At 64.9% G+C, this 19,561-nt stretch carries 19 protein-coding genes; 14 read left to right on the top strand and 5 right to left on the bottom strand.

The genetic code is table 11. From position 1 onward, the window contains the following. Positions 1 to 71 precede the first annotated feature (71 nt). From wrbA to ACY34H_RS16515, 13 genes are all read left to right on the top strand, one after another. On the top strand, positions 72 to 680 hold the full coding sequence (wrbA, locus tag ACY34H_RS16455) for an NAD(P)H:quinone oxidoreductase (protein ID WP_464978543.1): 609 nt from the start codon (positions 72 to 74) through the stop codon (positions 678 to 680). Then, a complete protein-coding gene (locus tag ACY34H_RS16460; protein WP_464978544.1) occupies positions 680 to 1,087 on the top strand; it encodes a DUF2069 domain-containing protein in 408 nt (135 codons plus the stop codon). Before wrbA ends, ACY34H_RS16460 begins: the two co-directional genes overlap by 1 nt. A 37-nt stretch (positions 1,088 to 1,124) precedes the next feature. Further along, complete coding sequence (locus ACY34H_RS16465) at positions 1,125 to 2,531, top strand: FAD-binding oxidoreductase (protein ID WP_464978545.1); 1,407 nt, start codon at positions 1,125 to 1,127, stop codon at positions 2,529 to 2,531. 20 nt (positions 2,532 to 2,551) lie between these two features. Beyond that, entirely contained in the window at positions 2,552 to 2,959 is a 408-nt protein-coding gene (locus ACY34H_RS16470; protein ID WP_464978546.1) for a DUF4124 domain-containing protein, read from the top strand. Next, positions 2,950 to 5,544, top strand: a complete 2,595-nt coding sequence (locus tag ACY34H_RS16475; protein ID WP_464978547.1) for an FtsX-like permease family protein — start codon at positions 2,950 to 2,952, stop codon at positions 5,542 to 5,544. Before ACY34H_RS16470 ends, ACY34H_RS16475 begins: the two co-directional genes overlap by 10 nt. Further along, the gene (locus ACY34H_RS16480) at positions 5,541 to 6,620 is read left to right on the top strand and encodes a lipocalin-like domain-containing protein (RefSeq protein ID WP_464978548.1); all 1,080 of its coding nucleotides are present in this window, start codon (positions 5,541 to 5,543) and stop codon (positions 6,618 to 6,620) included. The genes ACY34H_RS16475 and ACY34H_RS16480 overlap by 4 nt, the downstream gene beginning before the upstream one ends. A 17-nt stretch (positions 6,621 to 6,637) precedes the next feature. After that, positions 6,638 to 8,497, top strand: a complete 1,860-nt coding sequence (locus tag ACY34H_RS16485; protein WP_464978549.1) for an ABC transporter transmembrane domain-containing protein — start codon at positions 6,638 to 6,640, stop codon at positions 8,495 to 8,497. Continuing rightward, entirely contained in the window at positions 8,490 to 9,593 is a 1,104-nt protein-coding gene (locus ACY34H_RS16490) for a threonine aldolase family protein (RefSeq protein WP_464978550.1), read from the top strand. Before ACY34H_RS16485 ends, ACY34H_RS16490 begins: the two co-directional genes overlap by 8 nt. Next, complete coding sequence (locus ACY34H_RS16495; protein WP_464978551.1) at positions 9,590 to 11,050, top strand: DEAD/DEAH box helicase; 1,461 nt, start codon at positions 9,590 to 9,592, stop codon at positions 11,048 to 11,050. Before ACY34H_RS16490 ends, ACY34H_RS16495 begins: the two co-directional genes overlap by 4 nt. A gap of 31 nt (positions 11,051 to 11,081) precedes the next feature. Beyond that, a complete protein-coding gene (locus ACY34H_RS16500; RefSeq protein WP_464978552.1) occupies positions 11,082 to 12,053 on the top strand; it encodes a thymidylate synthase in 972 nt (323 codons plus the stop codon). A gap of 442 nt (positions 12,054 to 12,495) precedes the next feature. After that, entirely contained in the window at positions 12,496 to 13,554 is a 1,059-nt protein-coding gene (locus ACY34H_RS16505; RefSeq protein WP_464978553.1) for a hypothetical protein, read from the top strand. Positions 13,555 to 13,739: 185 nt separating this feature from the next. Next, positions 13,740 to 14,225, top strand: coding sequence for a hypothetical protein (locus ACY34H_RS16510; protein ID WP_464978554.1), 486 nt, complete (start codon positions 13,740 to 13,742; stop codon positions 14,223 to 14,225). After that, positions 14,195 to 14,362 carry a DUF6624 domain-containing protein gene (locus ACY34H_RS16515; RefSeq protein ID WP_464978555.1) on the top strand — a complete coding sequence of 56 codons (168 nt, stop codon included), beginning with the start codon at positions 14,195 to 14,197 and terminating at the stop codon, positions 14,360 to 14,362. The genes ACY34H_RS16510 and ACY34H_RS16515 overlap by 31 nt, the downstream gene beginning before the upstream one ends. A gap of 440 nt (positions 14,363 to 14,802) precedes the next feature. On the opposite strand, the gene ACY34H_RS16520 is transcribed toward ACY34H_RS16515, so the two are convergent. Further along, complete coding sequence (locus ACY34H_RS16520; protein WP_464978556.1) at positions 14,803 to 15,489, bottom strand: PEP-CTERM sorting domain-containing protein; 687 nt, start codon at positions 15,487 to 15,489, stop codon at positions 14,803 to 14,805. 679 nt (positions 15,490 to 16,168) lie between these two features. Between ACY34H_RS16520 and ACY34H_RS16525 the strand changes: the two genes are divergently transcribed. Further along, positions 16,169 to 16,372 carry a hypothetical protein gene (locus ACY34H_RS16525; RefSeq protein ID WP_464978557.1) on the top strand — a complete coding sequence of 68 codons (204 nt, stop codon included), beginning with the start codon at positions 16,169 to 16,171 and terminating at the stop codon, positions 16,370 to 16,372. 663 nt (positions 16,373 to 17,035) lie between these two features. Here ACY34H_RS16525 and ACY34H_RS16530 read toward each other — a convergent pair. The 4 genes from ACY34H_RS16530 to ACY34H_RS16545 all read right to left on the bottom strand — a co-directional run bounded on the left by ACY34H_RS16530 (position 17,036) and on the right by ACY34H_RS16545 (position 19,557). Further along, positions 17,036 to 17,818 (bottom strand): MerR family transcriptional regulator, encoded by a 783-nt coding sequence (locus ACY34H_RS16530; protein ID WP_464978558.1) that lies wholly within the window; start codon positions 17,816 to 17,818, stop codon positions 17,036 to 17,038. A 33-nt stretch (positions 17,819 to 17,851) separates the two neighbouring features. Beyond that, positions 17,852 to 18,049, bottom strand: a complete 198-nt coding sequence (locus tag ACY34H_RS16535; RefSeq protein WP_464978559.1) for a hypothetical protein — start codon at positions 18,047 to 18,049, stop codon at positions 17,852 to 17,854. 65 nt (positions 18,050 to 18,114) lie between these two features. Then, a complete protein-coding gene (locus ACY34H_RS16540; RefSeq protein WP_464978560.1) occupies positions 18,115 to 18,420 on the bottom strand; it encodes a protealysin inhibitor emfourin in 306 nt (101 codons plus the stop codon). A 66-nt stretch (positions 18,421 to 18,486) separates the two neighbouring features. Further along, positions 18,487 to 19,557 (bottom strand): M4 family metallopeptidase, encoded by a 1,071-nt coding sequence (locus ACY34H_RS16545; RefSeq protein ID WP_464978561.1) that lies wholly within the window; start codon positions 19,555 to 19,557, stop codon positions 18,487 to 18,489. Between the last annotated feature and the right edge of the window lie 4 nt (positions 19,558 to 19,561).

Below are 19,561 nucleotides of genomic sequence, written 5' to 3' on the forward strand. Positions count from 1 at the left end.
ATGGAGGATATACGTTGCTTCAAATGGTCCCTGTCCCTGTTCACGCGGTAAAGCGTTCTATAATACCAACGATGAACGCGCCCAATCTGATTATCCTAGTTTTGTTCTATTCCCGGCATGGCGCCACCCGCAGGCTGGCCGAGCTGATCGCCCAGGGCATCGAAAGCGTACCGGGCTGCGACGCGCGGCTGCGCACCGTGCCCGCGGTATCCACCGTCACCGAAGCCACCGAGCCGGAAGTACCGGTCGACGGCGCGCCGTACGTGGAACTGGCGGACCTGGACGAATGCGCCGGCATCGCCGTCGGTTCGCCCACCCGTTTCGGCAACATGGCTTCCAGCATGAAATACTTCTGGGACGGCACGTCGAGCCAGTGGCTGTCCGGCAGCCTGGCCGGCAAGCCGGCCTGCGTCTTCACCTCCACCGGCAGCCTGCATGGCGGCCAGGAATCCACGCTGCTGTCGATGATGATCCCGCTGCTGCACCATGGCCTGATGGTCATCGGCCTGCCCTACACGCACCCCGACCTGATGACCACGTCGTCGGGCGGCACCCCGTATGGCGCCAGCCACTGGGCCGGCGTCGATGGCCGCAAGCCCGTCACGGACGAGGAAAAGCGCATTGCCGTGGCGCTCGGCAAGCGGCTGGCCGAAACGGCCGTCAAGCTGCGGGGCCGGTAATGTACGGCGCGCGCCAGACTGTGTTGTGGTGGGGGGCGCTGGTCAGCGTGGCCGCGCTGATCGCCTGGTGCCTGCTGTGGGAAACCGTGCTGGCGCCGCTCAAGCCCGGCGGCTCCTGGCTCGCGCTGAAGGCGGTGCCGCTGCTGTTCCCGCTGATCGGCGTCCTGAAACGCGACCTGTATACGCTGCAATGGTCGTCGATGATGATCCTCGCCTACCTTGCCGAAGGCGTGGTGCGCGGCTACAGCGACGCCACCATGCCCTGGCTGGGCTGGGGCGAAGCGGTGCTGGTGTCCGTGTTCTTCTGCTGCGCGCTGCTGTATGTGCATCCTTACAAGCGCGCCGCGAAGAAGGCCGCGCGGGAACTGCTGGACAAGGTTGCGCGCAGCCGCAACGGACACCAGTAGGCAACCGGACCAGCGTGACAACCGAGCGTTCTTGACCATGACGGCATTCCTGGACCGCTGCCGCGCCATCGCCGGCGCCGACTTCGTGCTCGACACGCCGGCCGCCATGGCCCCCTTCCTGCGCGACTGGCGCGGCCGCTTTACCGGCAGCGCACGCGCCGTGCTGCGCCCCGGCTGCGTCGACGACGTGGCACGGCTGGTGCGCCTGTGCGCCGACGAACGCGTGCCGGTCGTGCCGCAGGGCGGCAACACCGGCCTGGTACTGGGCAGCGTGCCCGATGCCAGCGGCAGCGCCGTCGTGCTGTCGGTGGCACGCCTGAACCGCATCCGCGGCCTCGACCCCGTCAACCGCACCGTCACCGTCGATGCGGGCACCATCCTCCAGCACGTGCAGGAAGCCGCTGCCGCCGCCGATTGCCTGTTCCCGCTGTCGCTGGCGGCCGAAGGCAGCTGCACGATCGGCGGCAACCTGTCCACCAATGCCGGCGGCACCGGCGTGCTCCGTTACGGCAACACGCGCGAGCTGTGCCTGGGCCTGGAAGTCGTGACGCCGGCCGGCGAACTCTGGTCCGGCCTGCGCGGCCTGCGCAAGGACAATACCGGCTACGACCTGCGCGACCTGTACATCGGTGCCGAAGGCACGCTGGGCATCATCACCGGCGCCGTGATGAAGCTGTATCCGGCACCGAAAGCGTCGATCACCGCGCTCGCCGCATTGCCGTCGCCGGAACACGCGCTGCGGCTGCTGTCGCTGCTGCAGGACCGCGCCGGTGCGAGCCTGACCGGGTTCGAGCTGATGTCGGCCTTCTGCCTCGAGCTGGTGGCCAGGCATTTCCCCGCCCTGCCCCGCCCGTTCCCGTCGATCTTCCCTCAATACGCCCTGCTTGAAATCTCCAGCAGCGAATCGGAAGCGCACGCCGTGCAACTGCTGGAAGCCGCCACCGGCGCAGCGTTCGACGCCGGCATCGTGCTCGACGCGGTGGTTGCCACATCGGTGGCGCAATCGCGCGGCCTGTGGCACCTGCGCGAACACATTCCGCTGGCCCAGGCGGCGGACGGCAAGAACATCAAGCACGACATCTCCCTGCCGGTGTCCTCGATCCCAGACTTCATCGCGCGCACGGAGCCGCTGCTGCAGCGGGCGTTTCCCGGCTGCCGGCTGGTGTGCTTCGGCCACCTGGGCGACGGCAACCTGCACTTCAACGTGGCGCCGCCGCCCGGCATCGACAACGAGGCATTCCTCCTCAACCAGGCAGCGGTCAACCGCGTCGTGCACGACACGGTCGTCGGCTTCGGCGGCTCGATCTCGGCCGAACACGGCATCGGCGCCCTGAAGCGGGAAGAACTGGCGCGCTACAAGTCGCCGGTGGAGCTGAACCTGATGCGCGCCATCAAGGCCGCGCTCGATCCGCTGAACATCATGAACCCGGGGAAGATCCTGTGAAGCCCCTGCCGCACGCACTGGTGAGTCCACTGTTGATCCTGCTGGCGATCGGCCTGCCCGCCCAGGCGCAGATGTACAAGTGCACCGATGGCGACAGCGTCGCCTACAGCGAAGCGCCGTGCCAGCGCGGCATGCAGACCGTGATGCCGGCGCCCGCTGCCCCGGCGCACCGGCCGGCGGAACTGAAACGGCAGCAGAAGCTCTCCGAGCAACTGCAGAAGGAGCGGCTCGCGCGCGAAGCACACGAGGACCACGCCGATGCCCTGCACGACCGGCGGGCCGCGCAGCGCCGCGAGCAATGCGCCAAACTCGACATGGCCCGCAAATGGGCCGAGGACGACGTGCGCCGCGCCAGCCACCGCGCCGTCGATGCCGCCCGACTCAAGGCCCGGCGCGCCGCCGAGCGCCACGCCGCTTCATGCAGGTGACGCCATCCGCCACCGCGCGTGCGCGGGCCGCGCGCACGCTCATGCGCTGGCTGCTGCTGGGCGAATGGCGCGCGCACCCGGTGCGGGCGATCACCGCCATCGCAGCGATCGCGGTCGGCGTGGCGCTCGGCTTCGCCATCCACCTGATCAACGCCGCCGCTTTCAACGAATTCTCGGCCGCCGTGAAGAGCCTCTCCGGCCAGGCCGACCTGCAGGTATCGGGCACGGAACCGCTGTTCGACGAAGACATATATGGCAGGCTGGCGCAGCGCCCCGACGTGGCGGTGGCCTCGCCGGTCCTGGAAATCAACGCATCGCTGCCGGGCGGCAAAGAGCCATTGAAGGTGCTGGGACTGGACGTCTTCCGCGTCGGCTACATCGCACCGGACCTGATCGGCGCACCGGCCAGCGGCGTGGCCGGCGATACACTGGGCAGCGATGCGCTGTTCCTGTCGCCGGCCGCGCAGCAATGGCTCGGGGCGCGGGCCGGCGACAGCATCGCATTCATGAACGGCACCGAAACGATCGCCTTGCGTGTCGCCGGCTCGCTGCAGCGGGCCCGTGTCGGCCAGCGGCTGGCTGTGATGGATATCGGCGCGGCCCAGTGGCGCTTCGCGCGGCTCGGCAAGCTGTCGCGGGTCGACCTGAAGCTGCGCGACGGCGTCGACCGCAATGCCTTCCAGGCCGCGCTGGCGCGCGAGCTGGCGCGCGACTTCCCGGGCCGCTTCCGCGTCGGCCAGCCGAACGACGCCGATCAGGAAAGCCGCACCAGCAACATGAGCCGCGCCTACCGCGTCAACCTCAGCGTACTGGCCCTGGTCGCGCTGTTTACAGGTGCGTTCCTGGTGTTCTCGACGCAGGCGCTGTCGGTGATGCGGCGCCGCAGCCAGTTCGCGCTGCTGCGCGTGCTGGGTGTCGAACGGCGCCACCTGCTCCGGCAGGTCCTGGTCGAAGGCGCGACGCTGGGCGTGGCCGGCGCGCTGCTCGGCATCGCCGGCGGCTACGCGATCGCGGCGCTCGCCCTGCGTTTCTTCGGCGGCGACCTCGGTGCCGGCTATTTCGCCGGCGTCCAGCCGCAGGCGCAGTTCACGCCGGTCGCCGCCATCGTTTATTTCATCCTCGGCGTCGGCGTCGCGCTGCTCGGCTGCGCGGCGCCGGCCTGGGAAGCGGCGCGCGCGGCGCCCGCCGTGGCGCTGAAATCCGGTGCCGACGAAATCGCACTGGCCCGGCTGGCCGGCCCATGGCCGGCCATCGCCTGCCTGGCCGCGGCCGCCGTGTTGTCGCGCATGCCGCCCGTCGCCGGCCTGCCCGTGTTCGGCTACCTGTCGATCGCGCTGCTGCTGGTCGGCGGCATCGCGCTGATGCCGCGCATCGCGGCGGCCACGTTCCGCTTTGCCCATGGCAGGTGGACGGCGGCCACACGGGGCCGCGCCGCGATTGCGCCGGTTCCCACGCTGACGCTTGCACGCCTCGCCAACGCTTCCGGCCAGGCCGGCATCGCGCTGGGCGGCGTGCTGTCCAGCTTTTCGCTGATGGTGGCGATGGCGATCATGGTGGCCAGCTTCCGTGTGTCGGTCGACAACTGGATCCTGCAGGTATTGCCCGCCGACCTGTATGCGCGCATTGCCAGCGCGGGCTCCACGGCCGGCCTGACGCCGCGCGAGCAGCAGGCCATCCTCGCCACGCCGGGCATCGCACGCGCCGAATTCCTGCGGCTGCGCTCCGTTTCGCTCGCGCCCGACCGCCCCAACGTGGCGCTGCTGGCGCGCGACATCGATCCGGCGCAGCCTGAAAAATCGATGGTACTGGTCGGCGACCAGGTCGCGCAGGCCAATGGCAGGCTACCGCGCGCCTGGGTATCGGAAGCGATGGCCGACTTGTATAGCATCCGGACGGGCGACACGCTGCCGCTGCCGCTGGCCGGGTCCGCCGTACCGTTCTTCGTGGCCGGCGTCTGGCGCGACTATGCGCGGGTGTCCGGCGCGGCGATGATTGAACGCGCCGATTACATGCGGCTCACCGGCGATGCCGATGCCAGCGATGCGGCGCTGTGGCTCGACCGGGATGCCAGCGCCGCCGATGCGACCGAAGCGCTGAAGCGGCTGCCGTTCGGCGCCACGCTGGACATCGAGCAACCGTCGGCGATCCGCGCGCTGTCGCTGCGCATCTTCGACCGCAGCTTCGCGGTGACCTATCTGCTCGAAGCGATCGCCATCGTCATCGGCCTGTTCGGCGTGGCTGCCACGTTCTCGGCGCAGACGCTGGCGCGCGCCCGCGAATTCGGCATGCTGCGCCACATCGGCGTCACGCGCGGCCAGGTCCTCGGCATCCTGGCGCTCGAAGGCGGCGCGCTCACCGGCCTGGGCATCGCCACCGGCTTCGCGCTGGGCTGGGCGATCAGCCTGATCCTGGTCCACGTCGTCAATCCGCAATCGTTCCACTGGACCATGCAGATGCACTACCCCTGGCCCTTGCTGGGCACCGTGGCCGCGGCGCTGCTGGCGGCGAGCATGCTGACGGCGCTGGCGGCCGGCCGGCAGGCCCTGTCCGGCGGGCCGATCCGCGCCGTGCGGGAGGACTGGTGATTCGGCTCTTACTGATACTGCTGCTGGCGTTGAGCGCTCCCCTGCTGGCGGCACCGCCCCTGTTTTCTCCGGTGGTGCCGCTGGAGGGCGGCCGGCAACTGGCCTTCCCGCGCGACTTCGGCGCGCACCCGGCGTTCCGCACCGAGTGGTGGTACGCGACCGGCTGGCTGACCACTGCCGACGGCAGGCAGCTTGGCTACCAGGTCACCTTCTTCAGGAGCCGCACCGACACGGACGACGCCAACCCCAGCAAGTTCGCGCCGAAGCAGCTGGTCATCGGCCATGCCGCGCTGTCCGACCCGGCCCAGGGCAAGCTGCTGCACGACGAGCGCAGCGCCCGCGCCGGGTTCGGCCTGGCCTTCACCAGCGAAACCGATACCGACGTCAAGCTCGACGACTGGCGCATGACGCGCAACCCCGATGGCCGCTACCGGATGACCATTCCCGCCGCCGGCTTCGCGCTGGAACTGGCGCTGGAACCCACCCAGCCGGTGCTGCTGCAGGGCCGCGGCGGCTACTCGCAGAAAGGCCCGCGCCCCGAACAGGCCAGCTATTACTACAGCAAGCCGCACTTGAAGACCTCGGGCACCATCGTCGGCGCGGACGGCAAGCGCAGCGCCGTCACCGGCGTGACGTGGCTCGACCATGAATGGTCCAGCCAGGTGCTCGATCCCGGCGCGGCCGGCTGGGACTGGGTCGGCGCCAATCTCGACGACGGTGGCGCGCTGATGGCCTTCCGCATCCGCGACAAGCGCGGTGGTAAACTATGGGCCCACGCGACGTGGCGCGACGCATCCGGTAAGATCACGCATTTCGGCCCCGACGATGTGACATTCACGCCGCGTACCCGCTGGCGTTCGCCCCGCACGGGCGCCGAATACCCGGTGGCCGTCACGATCGAGACCGGCGGCACCAGCTGGCAGCTCGACCCGCTGCAGCCCGACCAGGAACTCGATTCGCGCCGCTCGACAGGCGCCGTGTACTGGGAAGGCGCGGTGACCGTGAAGCGCGGCGGCCGGCAGGTCGGCCGTGCCTACCTCGAGCTGACCGGCTATGTCCGGCCGATGAAACTATAAAAACTACCCGTCAAAGCATGAGCAACAGCACTACCAGCAGTTCCCGCGAATCCGTGTCCGATACCAGGAAACCCCACGAACCCCGCGACATGAAGAAAGGCAGCCTGGCCGCGTTACGGGGCCTGGTGCCGTTCCTGAAACCGTACCGCTCGCGCTTTGCGATGGCGGGCGTGGCGCTCGTCGTCGCGGCCGGCGCGACGCTGGCGATCCCCTACGCGTTCAAGCAGATGATCGACCTGGGCTTCGGCGCCAGGGCCGGCGTGCACAGCGCCGAGCATGTGAATGCCGTGTTCCTCGCCCTGTTCGCCGTGTCCGCGGTGCTCGCGCTGGCGACGGCGGCGCGCTTCTACACCGTGTCGTGGCTCGGCGAACGGGTGGTGGCCGATATCCGCAGCGCGGTGTACCGCCATGTGGTGCGGCAGAGCCCCGCGTTTTTCGAGACCACCCAGACCGGTGAAGTCCTGTCGCGCATCACGACGGACACCACGCTGATCCAGGCAGTCGTCGGCACCAGTATCTCGATGGCGCTGCGCAATGCGCTGCTGTTCGCCGGCGGCCTCGTCATGCTGTTCGTGACGAGCCCGAAACTGACCGGCATCATCATCGCCCTGCTGATACTGACGGTGCTGCCGATCGTGATGTTCGGCCGGCGCGTGCGCAAGCTGTCGCGCGATTCGCAGGACCGCATCGCCGATGCCTCGGCGGTGGCCGGCGAGATCCTGAACGCGATGCCCACCGTGCAGGCGTTTACGCACGAGGAGATCGAAACGCGGCGCTTCGGCGGGTCGGTCGAAGGCGCGTTCGGCACGGCGATGCGCCGCATCCGCGCCCGCGCGCTGCTGACGATGCTGGCCATCGTGCTGGTGTTCGGCACCATCGTGTTCGTGCTGTGGCTGGGCGCGCACGCCGTGCTGGCCGGTACCATGTCCGGTGGCGAACTGGGCCAGTTCATCCTGTATGCGTCGATCGTGGCCGGCGCGGTCGGCGCGCTGTCCGAAGTGATGGGCGAGGCGCAGCGCGCGGCCGGCGCCACCGAACGCCTGCTCGAACTGCTGGCCACCGAATCGGACATCCGCGAGCCGGCGCAGCCTCTGGCACTGCCGCCGCGCGCCGCCAACGGCGCCGCGCTCACGCTGGCCGATGTCACGTTCTCCTATCCGTCGCGGCCCGAGTCCGCGGCGCTGGGGCACCTGAACCTCGACATCCGGCCCGGCGAAACGGTGGCCGTGGTCGGCCCGTCCGGCGCCGGCAAGACGACATTGTTCCAGCTGTTCCTGCGCTTCTACGACCCGCAGCAGGGCACCATTCGCCTCGACGGCGTGGATATCCGCCACCTGGCGCTGCACGACCTGCGCGGCGCGATCGGCATCGTGCCGCAGGACACGGTGATCTTCTCGGCCGACGCGATGGAGAACATCCGCTACGGCCGCGCCGATGCCACGGACGAAGAAGTGATCCGCGCCGCGAAGCTGGCCGCCGCCCACGAATTCATCGAGCGGCTGCCGAACGGCTACAAATCCTTCCTGGGCGAACGCGGCGTGCGGCTTTCCGGCGGCCAGCGCCAGCGCATCGCCATCGCCCGCGCACTGCTGAAGAATCCGCCGCTGCTGCTGCTCGACGAAGCGACCAGCGCGCTCGATGCCGAATCCGAGCGCCTGGTGCAGTCGGCGCTGGAGGCTGCCATGGTGGGACGCACCACCGTGATCATTGCCCACCGCCTGGCCACCGTGCAGCGCGCCGACCGCATCATCGTGATGGAAGACGGCCGCATCGTCGAAACCGGCACACACAAGTCGCTGGTGGCGCTCGGCGGCATCTACGCCAACCTGGCGGCCCTGCAATTCCACAATGTCCATGTCGAGCATTCTCATGAATAAAGCTGTCGGCGAGGCGCAACTGCGCCAGCAATGCGCCACCGTGCTGCCGGGACACCGGCAGCAGACACCCGCGCAAACCTTTGGGGCCATGGCCGCGTGGTGCGAGGAGAACGGCATTGCCCACGATGTCTACGGCGAGGGTGAACTGATCGGGGCACTGGAACGCAAGGTCGCCGCGCTGCTGGGCAAGGAAGCCGCCACGTTCTGCATCACCGGCACGATGGCGCAGGCGACTGCCCTGCGCCTGGCGTGCGCCGACCGTGGCAGCCGCCTCGTCGCCCTGCACCCGACCGCGCACATCCTCAAGCATGAACGGGGCAACCACCAGTTGCTGGACCATTTCCATGCGCTGCAGGTGGGCAGCCCGCACCGGCCGTTCACGGCAGACGACCTGGCGGCGATTCCCGACCACCTGGGCGCCGTGTCGCTGGAGCTGCCGGCCCGCGAGATCGGCGGCCAGGCTCCGGCATGGGCCGAGCTGGAAGCGATCAAGGCCTGGTGCCGCGAACGCGGCACGCACCTGCACATGGATGGCGCCCGGCTCTGGGAAGCCGCCGCCGGCATCGGCCGTCCGCTGGCCGACGTCGCCGCCGGCTTCGATACCGTCTACGTGTCGCTGTACAAGGGCATCGGCGGCATCGGCGGCGCGCTGCTTGCCGGCAGCGCGGCATTCGTGGCGCGGGCGCAGGAATGGTATCGCCGCCAGGGCGGCAGCATCATCCACCGCACGCCCTACGTGGTGGCCGCCGCGATGCAGCTCGATGCCCGCCTGGCCGCCATGCCGGCGCTGTTCCACCGTACGCAGTGGCTGTACGAAACGCTGCCGGCCTATCCGATGCTGCGCGCCAACCCGTTGAAGCCTCAGGCGAACCTGTTCCACCTGCATCTTCCGGTCGATCGTGAACGGGCGCTGGAGATCCGCAACGGAATCGCCCGCGAACACCGCATCTGGCTGCACAATGCCGTGCATGACGGGCAGCTCGACGGCACCTGCTACACCGAATGGTACGTCGGCGACCAGCTGCTCGATCTCCCCGACGCGCAGGTCCATGCGGCACTGGCGCACTGGAACGCGGCGCTGGAGGCGGCACTGTGACCTTCGCTTCCCTGAAACTGATCGATCCGCTGCTGCGCGCGCTCGACGATCTCGGCTACGGCGAGCCGACACCTGTGCAGAAGCAGGCGATTCCCGCCGTGCTGGCCGGCCGCGACCTGATGGCCGCGGCGCAGACCGGCACCGGGAAGACCGCCGGCTTCGCGCTGCCGCTGCTGAACCGGCTGACGCTGGAAGGCGCCGTGGGCCCGCTCGGCGTGCGCTGCCTGGTGCTGGCACCCACGCGCGAACTGGCCGAACAGGTATTCAACAGCTTCCGCAAGTACGGCGCCCATGTGCCGCTGCGTTTCGGCGTGGCCTACGGCGGCGTGCCGATCGAGCCGCAGATCGGCAAGCTGAAAAAGGGCCTGGATGTGCTGGTGGCCACGCCCGGCCGCCTGCTCGACCTGCAGCGCCAGGGCGCCCTCACCTTCGCGCAACTGCAGACACTGGTGCTGGATGAAGCGGACCGCATGCTGGACCTCGGCTTCGCCGCCGACCTGGACGCGGTGTTTGCCGCGCTGCCGCCCGAACGCCAGACGCTGCTGTTCTCGGCCACATTCCCCGATGCGATCCGCGCGCTGGCCGGGCGCCTGCTGCGCGACCCGCTGTCCGTGCAGGCCAGCCCCGCCAACGCCGCGGCCCGGACCGTCCGCCAGCAGGTGATCACCACCGACAAGAAATCGAAGCCGGAACTGTTCCTGCATCTGCTTCGCGAGCGCGGCTGGCAGCAGGTACTGGTCTTCGCCAAGACCCGCAAGGGCGTCGACCAGCTGGTCGGCCTGCTGCTGCAGGAAGGGGTGCGCGCCGACGCGATCCACGGCGACAAGCCGCAGCCCGCACGCCTGCGCGCCCTGGCCCGCTTCAAGGCTCGCGACGTGGACGTGCTGGTCGCCACCGACGTGGCCGCGCGCGGCCTCGACATCGCCGGCCTGCCGCTGGTCGTCAACCACGACCTGCCCACGGTGGCGGAAGACTACGTGCACCGGATCGGCCGCACCGGCCGTGCCGGCGCCACGGGCGAGGCGATCTCGCTGGTCTGCGCCGATGAAGTTGACCTGCTCAAGGCCATCGAGACGCTGATCAAACAGGTGCTGCCGCGCGAGGAAGTCCCGGGCTTCGAAGCCGATCACCGGGTGCCGTCGACCGGAACGCCGGCGACATCCGCGCAGCCTGCAGGGCGCAAGCCGGCGGCCAAGCATGGTGCCAGGCCCGATACAAAGCCCGCTACAAAGCCTGCCCCGAAGCCGAAACCTGCTGCGCCGGCGGCGCCACGCCCTGCCGGCGGCTTTGCTCCGACCACACCGGAGCGGCCAGCACCGCCGCGATCGAAGACTGCCAAACGCATTCCGCAAGGCGCCGTCGTGGTCGCCGCGGGCCGGGGTGCCAGGTCGGCCGCGAAGGCTGCGGCCAAGAGCGCGGGCAGGCCTGCCTTCGGCACGTCAAAAAAGCGTACCTGATAAAATCACGGGTTTTCAGCCGGAGAATCGCATGCAGCAGTACCAGCAACTGATCGAAACCGTCCTGGCCCAGGGTACCTGGCAGGACAACCGCACGGGCATCCGCACCCTGTCTGTGCCGGGCGCGATGATGCGCTTCGATCTGGCGCAGGGTTTCCCGGCAGTGACGACGAAGCGGCTGGCGTTCAAGTCCGTGGTGGGCGAACTGTGCGCCTTCCTGCGCGCCTCGCGCAGCGCGGCGGACTTCCGCGCGCTGGGCTGCAAGGTGTGGGACCAGAACGCCAATGAAAACGCGCAGTGGCTGGCCAATCCCTACCGCGACGGCGTCGACGACCTGGGCCCGGTCTACGGCGTGCAGTGGCGCCAGTGGCCCGGCTATAAACTGATCGACGCCGCGAACATCGCGCAGCGCGACGATGCCCGCCGCAACGGGTTCACCGAAGTGGCACCGCTCGTGGAAAACGGCGTCGAGAAAGTACTGCTGTACAAGGCGATCGATCAGTTGCGCGAATGCCTCGACACGATCGTCCATAACCCCGGCAGCCGCCGAATCCTGTTCCACGGCTGGAACCCGGCCGTGCTGGACCAGGTCGCGCTGCCCGCCTGCCACCTGCTGTACCAGTTCATTCCAAACGCGACGACCCGGGAAATCTCGCTGTGCCTGTACGTGCGCAGCAACGACATCGGCCTGGGCACGCCGTTCAACATCGCCGAAGGCGCCGCGCTGCTGCACCTGGTCGGCCGCCTGACCGGCTACACGCCGCGCTGGTTCACGTACTTCATCGGCGATGCGCACATCTACGAGAACCACATGGAGATGGTGCAGGAACAGCTCAAGCGCGAGCCGTACGAAGCGCCGCGCTTCATCATTTCGGACCGCGTGCCGTCGTTTGCCGAGACCGGCAAGTACGAACCGGAGTGGCTGGAAAAGATCGAGCCTTCCGACTTCAGCCTGGAAGGCTACCGGCACCATCCGCCGCTGACCGCGCCGATGGCGGTGTAAGTACCGGCCTGACAATTACCCGCACTCTCGTCGCTGCCGCGCTGGTCATCGCGGCACTGGCCCGCGCCACATCCGCTGCCCCGGCAGCGGAGCGCTGGAAACCGGCGCCATGGCAGCCGACAACGCCTGCTGGCAAGCCTGATGACCGCGCCGATCCGGATGGCATGAATGCGCTCCTCGAACACAAAGTCGAGTTCCATGACATCCTTTCTACGGCCCTGCTGGGCATACCAGCATTCCTTGACCGAAATTAGCCATCCCGCCCCCAGAATCAAGCTGATGCAACCGTGAGGCATAGTGCCTGGCTGCGTGCGGAACAACCCCAAATTTTGGGATTGTGACAATCTGTGAATTTTTTCTCAACGTGGACTGCTATCCTTTCACGGCAGTATGGTGTCCGTCTCAATGAGGCTGTCCACTCCGCTAGAGGTTTGCAAGGTTCATGGAGCGCAAGAAGGTCGGTCTGCCGCCTTCGATCGTAAAACATTTGTCAGGAGAAAATCGTCGGATGTCCATCCTTTCCATCTTCGGGCTAACTCCCAAGGCAGCCGTCATCGAAGACGTACCGGCGCCATCCATGAGCCAGTTGCTCAAACATGTCATCGGCGGCAGCTACCAGGAGGCCGAACAGCTGCTGCTCTCCACAAGCGAGGAGGAGCGCGAGCGCCTGCTCCACACATTCTCCCAGCGCGAGGATGCGGTCGATCTGGCGCAGCAATGGGTGCGTAGCCGCAGCGGCTCGTCAATAGCGCACACGGTGCTGGGCGCCAGCATGATCGGCAAGGCATGGAAGATCCGCGGCAGCGCCTATGGCAAGAACGTCGACCCAGCGGCCGTACAGCGATTCTTTGACCTGATCAACGGCGCCCCGCAGCCGCTGCTCGAGGCGGCACGCCTGGACGCAGTGGCGGCCGACCCGTTCGCCTGGCTGATCCTGGCGGAAGTGCGAAGGAGCGGTGATCGCGACCTGATCGATCAATACTTCGCACAGGCCACTGCACGCGTTCCCATGCACTGGCCGACGTATTACCGGTATTTCATGGTCACCACCGAGAAATGGGGCGGCAGCCACGAGAGGATGTTCCGCTTTGCCCAGGAAAGCTCGGAGCGGGCGCCGCGCGGCAGTGCGATCCACTTCCTGGTGGCCCTGGCATATTGCGAACATGCTCTGGCGTTGGAGGCGAATACCGTCAGCCAGCTACGCAACGCCTCGCATGCCGCCCGCGTTAGTACCGCGCTGTATGCCTGGCTCGACGCTACTCCTGCCACGCTCAAGGAGAAACTGAATCAGCCTGGCGACGGGTTCCGCGCTGTGGCCTTGAACCACTTTGCCGTGGCGTGCTACCTGTGCGGGGCAAGCAAGGAGGCCAAGGCACTGGTCGCGGCGCTGGAGCGCAAAATCATGCCGGTACCCTGGGCCTGGATTGTAGAGGGAAAGCGCGAGAGCATCCATCTGGGTTTTGTGCATGACCGGGTGCAGCGCGAATTGGCACGAGCTTGAAGAGCGCCGCCAGCAAGGTCCATGTGCTGTTCAACGACGTCTGCCCCAGTCACGCAGCCCCGTTGGACGCGTTTTACGTAAGAGACGGTCGTGATCCGTACCATCATTCCGCTATCGAATGTTATTGGCTGCCTGCGAGATGGCTTTTCAATTCGATGCGACCAATACTCATCAATTCCATGTAGATGAAGATAATTTCGCTTGTTGCCACAGGCTTCGCATTTGCGTTGTCCCAGGCAGCACCTGCTCAACATGATGGACAGGATTGGCTGAATGTACCTGGCGGTACGCAGGCTGAATGCGAAGGCTCGGTACTTGCGGCAAAGTATAGTCGCATGTTGAGCGATGACCAGGCATTGCGCGGCCGTTATATCGAGATTCTGGAACGCGAAAACGCCAAGGTCAGCGTTGACGCGGCTGAGAAGGCGAAAATCGAAGATTTGATTCTGGCTGGTGACTTGAGGAATCAGGAGGAGCTCGACCGATTGATCAAACTATACGGCTGGCCGAAGAGTATCGACGATGGGAAAGCTGTGCGTTCAGCTTATTTCATTATCCAGCACGCTCCTCTCCCTTATCAGTTGAGGTATCGTCCCGTTGTTCGTGGAGCAAACAAACGCGGCGAAATTCGAACGAAAAAATGGCTTCCCTGGAAGATCGTATTCTCGTAAGGCAGGGCAAAGAGCAAAGATACGGTACCGAATTCCAGCATGGCAGTAATAAGATCTTTCCAATCCACGACAGCAAAAACGTGAACATGAGACGAAAAGAAATCGGGCTGCCACCGTTAAAGGACTTCCCGCGCTGACCAGTGTCCGCTTTGGGGCGACACCTTCCTGTCGTGCCAGGCCATAGTTTTCGGCGTGGCAACATGTCATGCTGGGCCGACCGGCCGAAATCGGCCAGAAGCGGTCTTTCACACATGAATGGTTGGGTGGTCCCCAAGGTTTTATAACGTCAAGGTACATCGGCTGGCCCTATCGATGGGACGTGCCCGCTATTACCAAGGGATGCAAGCCGGTGTTTAGCAGCGCGTCCACGAGCCGGTCCTGCGGCACCTTAGAGAGTATGACCAGATCATGTGGGATCGAACCTGCATTCATGCAGCGAGCGTACCGCTCCCGGCTGGGGTGAACATACCGGCCAGAACCCGACCGATCGCGGCAAGCTCGGCTGCAAATACTAGCTGCTAGTCGATCAGCGGGCCTGCCCCTGGTAGTTCAAATCACAGGCGCTCAGGTCCATGACTCACGCCTGCTCATGAACGACGCCGCGTCCACCGCTGTCTTGGCCGGAACGGCGCCGGCGCAGTGCCGATCCAGTGACCAGCATACCTGCCGCCAGCATCGCCCAAGTAGTTGGCTCGGGTACCGGGGAAAGCGTGAAAGAACTGTTTTCGAAATCCGCATAAATCAAGTTGAGGAGGATTTGTTGATGATCGGCAGTGACTCTATAGTCCAGGGAGCCCGCAGTGGGACCGAAAGGCACGTTCGTAGGCAGGCCTGTGTAAGCGGCTCCCGCCGGTAAGTAGGTCTCGAAATACTGGTCTAACGAAAAAAAGTTGAAGCCACCGCCCGTGACCGATTGCCATACCGAGACGGTGCCGGATTCGTTGGCCCTGCTACTAAGCTTCAGTGACCCGGTCAATGTTTTCGTGAGCGCCGGCCCCCCATTCGCCGAGATCGTCAGTTCGATATTGACCTCGGGCACAAATATATATGAGCCTGCTGAATAATCAATCAGTGCCCGTGTAGTAATGTCGAATGTGGCGCCATTCGGATAATAAGGCAATTCGCCATCCCCGGGTAAATAGTTTAACGCGAAGTGATCAGTGCTGCCAGTAACACGGGATACGAATTCGTAAGGCGTGGATTGCGCATGCGCTGCTACAGTGGCGCAACAAAGCAGGACAGCGGAGCGAATGGATCGTTTCATGGGTTAGGATCCTTTAGTGGGGAAATAAAAAATAATAAAGGAAGTTGGCTTTTTATGCAACTGAAAATGGTTTTGGAAAAAATCACACACTTTCAAAATGGAAGCTGCGGCAAGCATTGATGTGCCGGAACATTTAGATACAGGTTATCGCCGTTTTAATACTCGGGGGGTTGTTTATAATATGATATGGGTGCCATGTAGCTAAGCTTAAGACTGTCATCGAAGACACGGCTAGTCCGCATCGATGAGACCACTCTGACCTCTTTGTCAATGCCCAGGCACAGAGACGGTCATTCCAGCGAAACCTGACCTCGGGCATCCGCTTGTCGAGACGCCCGTATTTTTGGCGGTCTTTATTCCCTTTTTCCGTTGTCGCAGATGGAGAAACGGTCGATCGCGGGATACCGCACTCTTTCAGGAGGTAGCGTACAGGCGCTGGCTCGAGCGCTGCGGGAGCAGTTCCCAGGCCAGTTTGAGGAAGTCGTCGCCTAACCGATGCTCCGTTGATCTGTCACTGAACGGCCACTCCGGGGCGATTCCTGCCGGTAGTGACAGTTCGTGAGTTTTCGTTCTAGCAACCTGCTATCCTGCTGCGAGAGGCGGTTCGACCAAGAGCAGGCATTTTGGCGTAGGTCAGCGCTGATTCAAATTATGATTTCTGGACGATGGAGGAGAATTGATGTCAGCTGCTAAGGATCAAGAGAAGGGTAAATATATAGCCTTTGGCATAAGCTTTGGGATGATGTGGGGAGTGGTATTTGGCGTTCTCTTTGGTCTTGTTTTAGGCAATATTGCTTTGGGAATTGGCCCAGGAGTAGCAATGGGAGCCGCTATCGGCGCCTTAGTATCGGCCGTGCTATCGAAAAGCCGTGCACGAAAGTAACAAGCAGTCGAGAATCATAGAAGCCATCAATCGGCACCAAGAGTGCGCTATGGGGCGACAGCTCCCTGTGGTGACCGTCTGTGGACTTTACCGTTCTTCGACCTGCTATGCTGCGACGAACGGCCGATTCGGCCAAGAACGGGGCAATGATCTGCAAGCGACGTTCGCTGCTGAGGAAATGGTTATCGAGCGATTGCTACCTGCTCTCGACGAGCAGGTAGCTTAACCGATCGACAATGGCCTATATTCGCTGCGAAGGCTGCCGACATGCAAGTCGCTGTCTGCGCATTTGCTTGCCCACGTTGGCTCCGGCTACTGTAGCGGGCAGCAGTGTAGCGAGGAAAGTTAGGTGGAACCAAACAGGGAATTTGTTCCAAAGGTGTACATGATTTGCGCCGAACAACAGCACGAACAATGCTCCCAGCAGGAGGCCAGCATTTACTGATCGGTCGAGGTATCCCGCGAGCATTCCCGCCGTCAGCGTTGCGGCCACGCCCACCAACAAGCGCATGCAGAGCATCATTGACGAGAACTGCATGGTCGGTTCGACTAGCGCGTAACCTGGCATACCGAGGCGCAGTGCCAGGTTACCAATAGCCGCAAGGGCTATCCAGGCTATCAGGCCTGCTACAAGGCTGCTCGATGTATTAAGCATTTCGCGCCCTATCGATCTGCTGGTCCGTGCATGGTGTCACGTGCCCTCTGCGCCGCCTGATGAAACCTGAACACTTCCGCATCGAATGGCCCGTCGACTTCGCGATCCCATTCCTCGATGTGCTCATGCATGTTGCTGACGCCCTCTAACGCCTCTGCCGAACACGCGGCGATGTATGGCGCAGCCAGTTCATTCCATTCATCAAGGAAGGCCTGGGCAGCGGGGCTCGCTGGATCGAGTGGAAGCGCTGCGTTGATCCGCGCACTGAGCGCCTGCCACTTCTTGTCATGGGCTTCGGCATCGAAGTCGGCCGGCAGCGCTTGCACTGCTTCCTTGAACGCCAGGTTTTGCTCGGGGCTCATGTATTGGGAAGCCAGTGCATCGAGTTTTACTTGAGACATCGCGTTTTCTCCTTGTCGTATCACCGAGCAGAATGTCGCGACATCGATTGGCTCGCTACGCTCGATGCGGGACAAAATGGATGCAAGCAACCCTCTCGCAGCGGCGACTTCGCGCTCGCGCGCCTCGAGTACCTGGATTTGGGCAGCCACGATCGAATGCAGGTCGGGGCGCGGGCCTGCAGTCATGGATTGAATTTGCGCCAGCGTTAACCCGGCACGTTTCATCGCCATGATGCGGTGTAGCGCTTCGAGCTGCGCTGTCCCGTACTGTCGGCGTCCGGAGAAATCTCGCACAGGTTGCAGAAGCCCCCTGGCTTCATAGAATCTGAGCGCCCGCGCTGTCAGCCCTGTCATTCGGGTGACTTCAGTGATGTCAAGTAGATCAGCCATAATTTCATTGTATTGCCTGACGTAACGTCAACGTCAAGCGGTAATAAGATTTATATGGCTGACCGAATCTGGACCGTCGATCGGCTTCAGCAGCAAGCGCGGCAATTGCAGGATGGCGGTGCGGTCCCAGGCGAGCCACGCTGCCATGGGCTCGCCGGTCCCGCACAGCAGCAGGCACAAGACGGCCAGCGCCAGCGTGACAGGCGCGCGTTCAAGCTTGCGAAGAATCAAACGCGCTCGTGGCGGAGCCGCGCCGCGCGCCACCGGCGGTATCGGAATACGCTACCGGTTCGCCGCTAGCGCGAACCGTGCGTGCGCACCAGCTTCAGCAGCTGGCGGCAGGCCGGCGACATGGCGCCATCGGCAGTGTCCAGTGAAACGGTGCGGCCGTCGAGATCGATCTTCATCCGGTAGCTGCGGCCGTCCCGCATCAGCGGCTGCGGGCGCGCGGCCGCATCGCCCGCGTCCGCGACGGCTTCGCGCACAAGCCGTTCGCAGGCTTCGGTTTCGCCGGGCGGCAGGCTCGCGGTATCCAGCACGATCGGCTTCGCCAGGCCTGGCGCCGCGACGAAGCCGCCTTCCATCGATACTTCTATGCGCATGGCTCCCCCCTTTACAGCGCCCCACAGCGCAGGGTACACGGGCGGCCGCTTCGTGCCGGGCCGTGGCTACAGTACGCCGACATCTTTCCAGGCCTGGCTCACCGCTTTCGACTCGGCGCCGCCGGCACCGAACAGCTTGTCCGCGTTCGACACCGTCAGTTTCGCGAACGCCCGGAACGTCGACTTCGGCTTAAGGCGCGCATCGAGCAGGCTGTCGTACCAGATCCGGCCGGCGCGTTCCCAGGCATGGCCGCCGATCGCCACGGCGGCCAGGTAGAACGCGCGGTTCGGAATGCCGGAGTTGATATGCACGCCGCCGTTGTCCGATACCGTCACGACATAATCGTCCATGTGTCCCGGCTGAGGGTCCTTGCCCAGCACGTTATCGTCGTACGCCGTGCCGGGCGCCTTCATCGAACGGATCGCCTGCCGGTTCGGGCCGGGGGCGATGAACAGCTGGGCCCCGATCAGCCAGTCCGCCTCGTCGGCCTTCTGCTTCAGGCCGTATTGCTTGACCAGCGAGCCGAACACATCCGAAATCGATTCGTTCAGCGCGCCGGACTGGCCCTCATAAACCAGGCCCGCTTCGACTTCCGTGACACCGTGGCTCAGCTCATGGCCGATCACGTCGATCGACGCGGTAAACCGGGTAAACAAGGTGCCGTCGCCATCGCCGAACACCATCTGGCTGCCGTTCCAGAAAGCATTGTCGTAGTCTTCGTCGTAGTGCACCGTCGCATCGAGCGGCATGCCGGCATCGTCGATCGAGTTGCGCTTGAACTCCTCGAAGAACAGCTCGTACGTGGCGCCGAGGCCGTCGTAGGCTTCGTCCACGCTGGCGTCGCCACTGGCGGCGGAGTCTTCCGTTCGCACGACCTTGCCGGGCAGCGCCTGCTCGTTGTTGGCATCGTAGATGGTGCGTTTCAATGCCGTGGTCGTGCCGGGCATCGCGGCGAGCATGGCCTTTTGCGTGCCGCTGACGACATTGGTGGCACGGAAGTTACGGAAGGAGTTATCGACCGACAGCGTATCGATCGCGAACCTGCGCTGCGGCTCGGTACCGTTCTTGGCGATCTCCGCCAGCATGTGGGGCGGCAGGATGCAATGGATGGAATGGCGGTGCGGTGTGGTGCACATGATG

It is taken from the genome of Pseudoduganella sp. jia 9 (assembly GCF_055502615.1).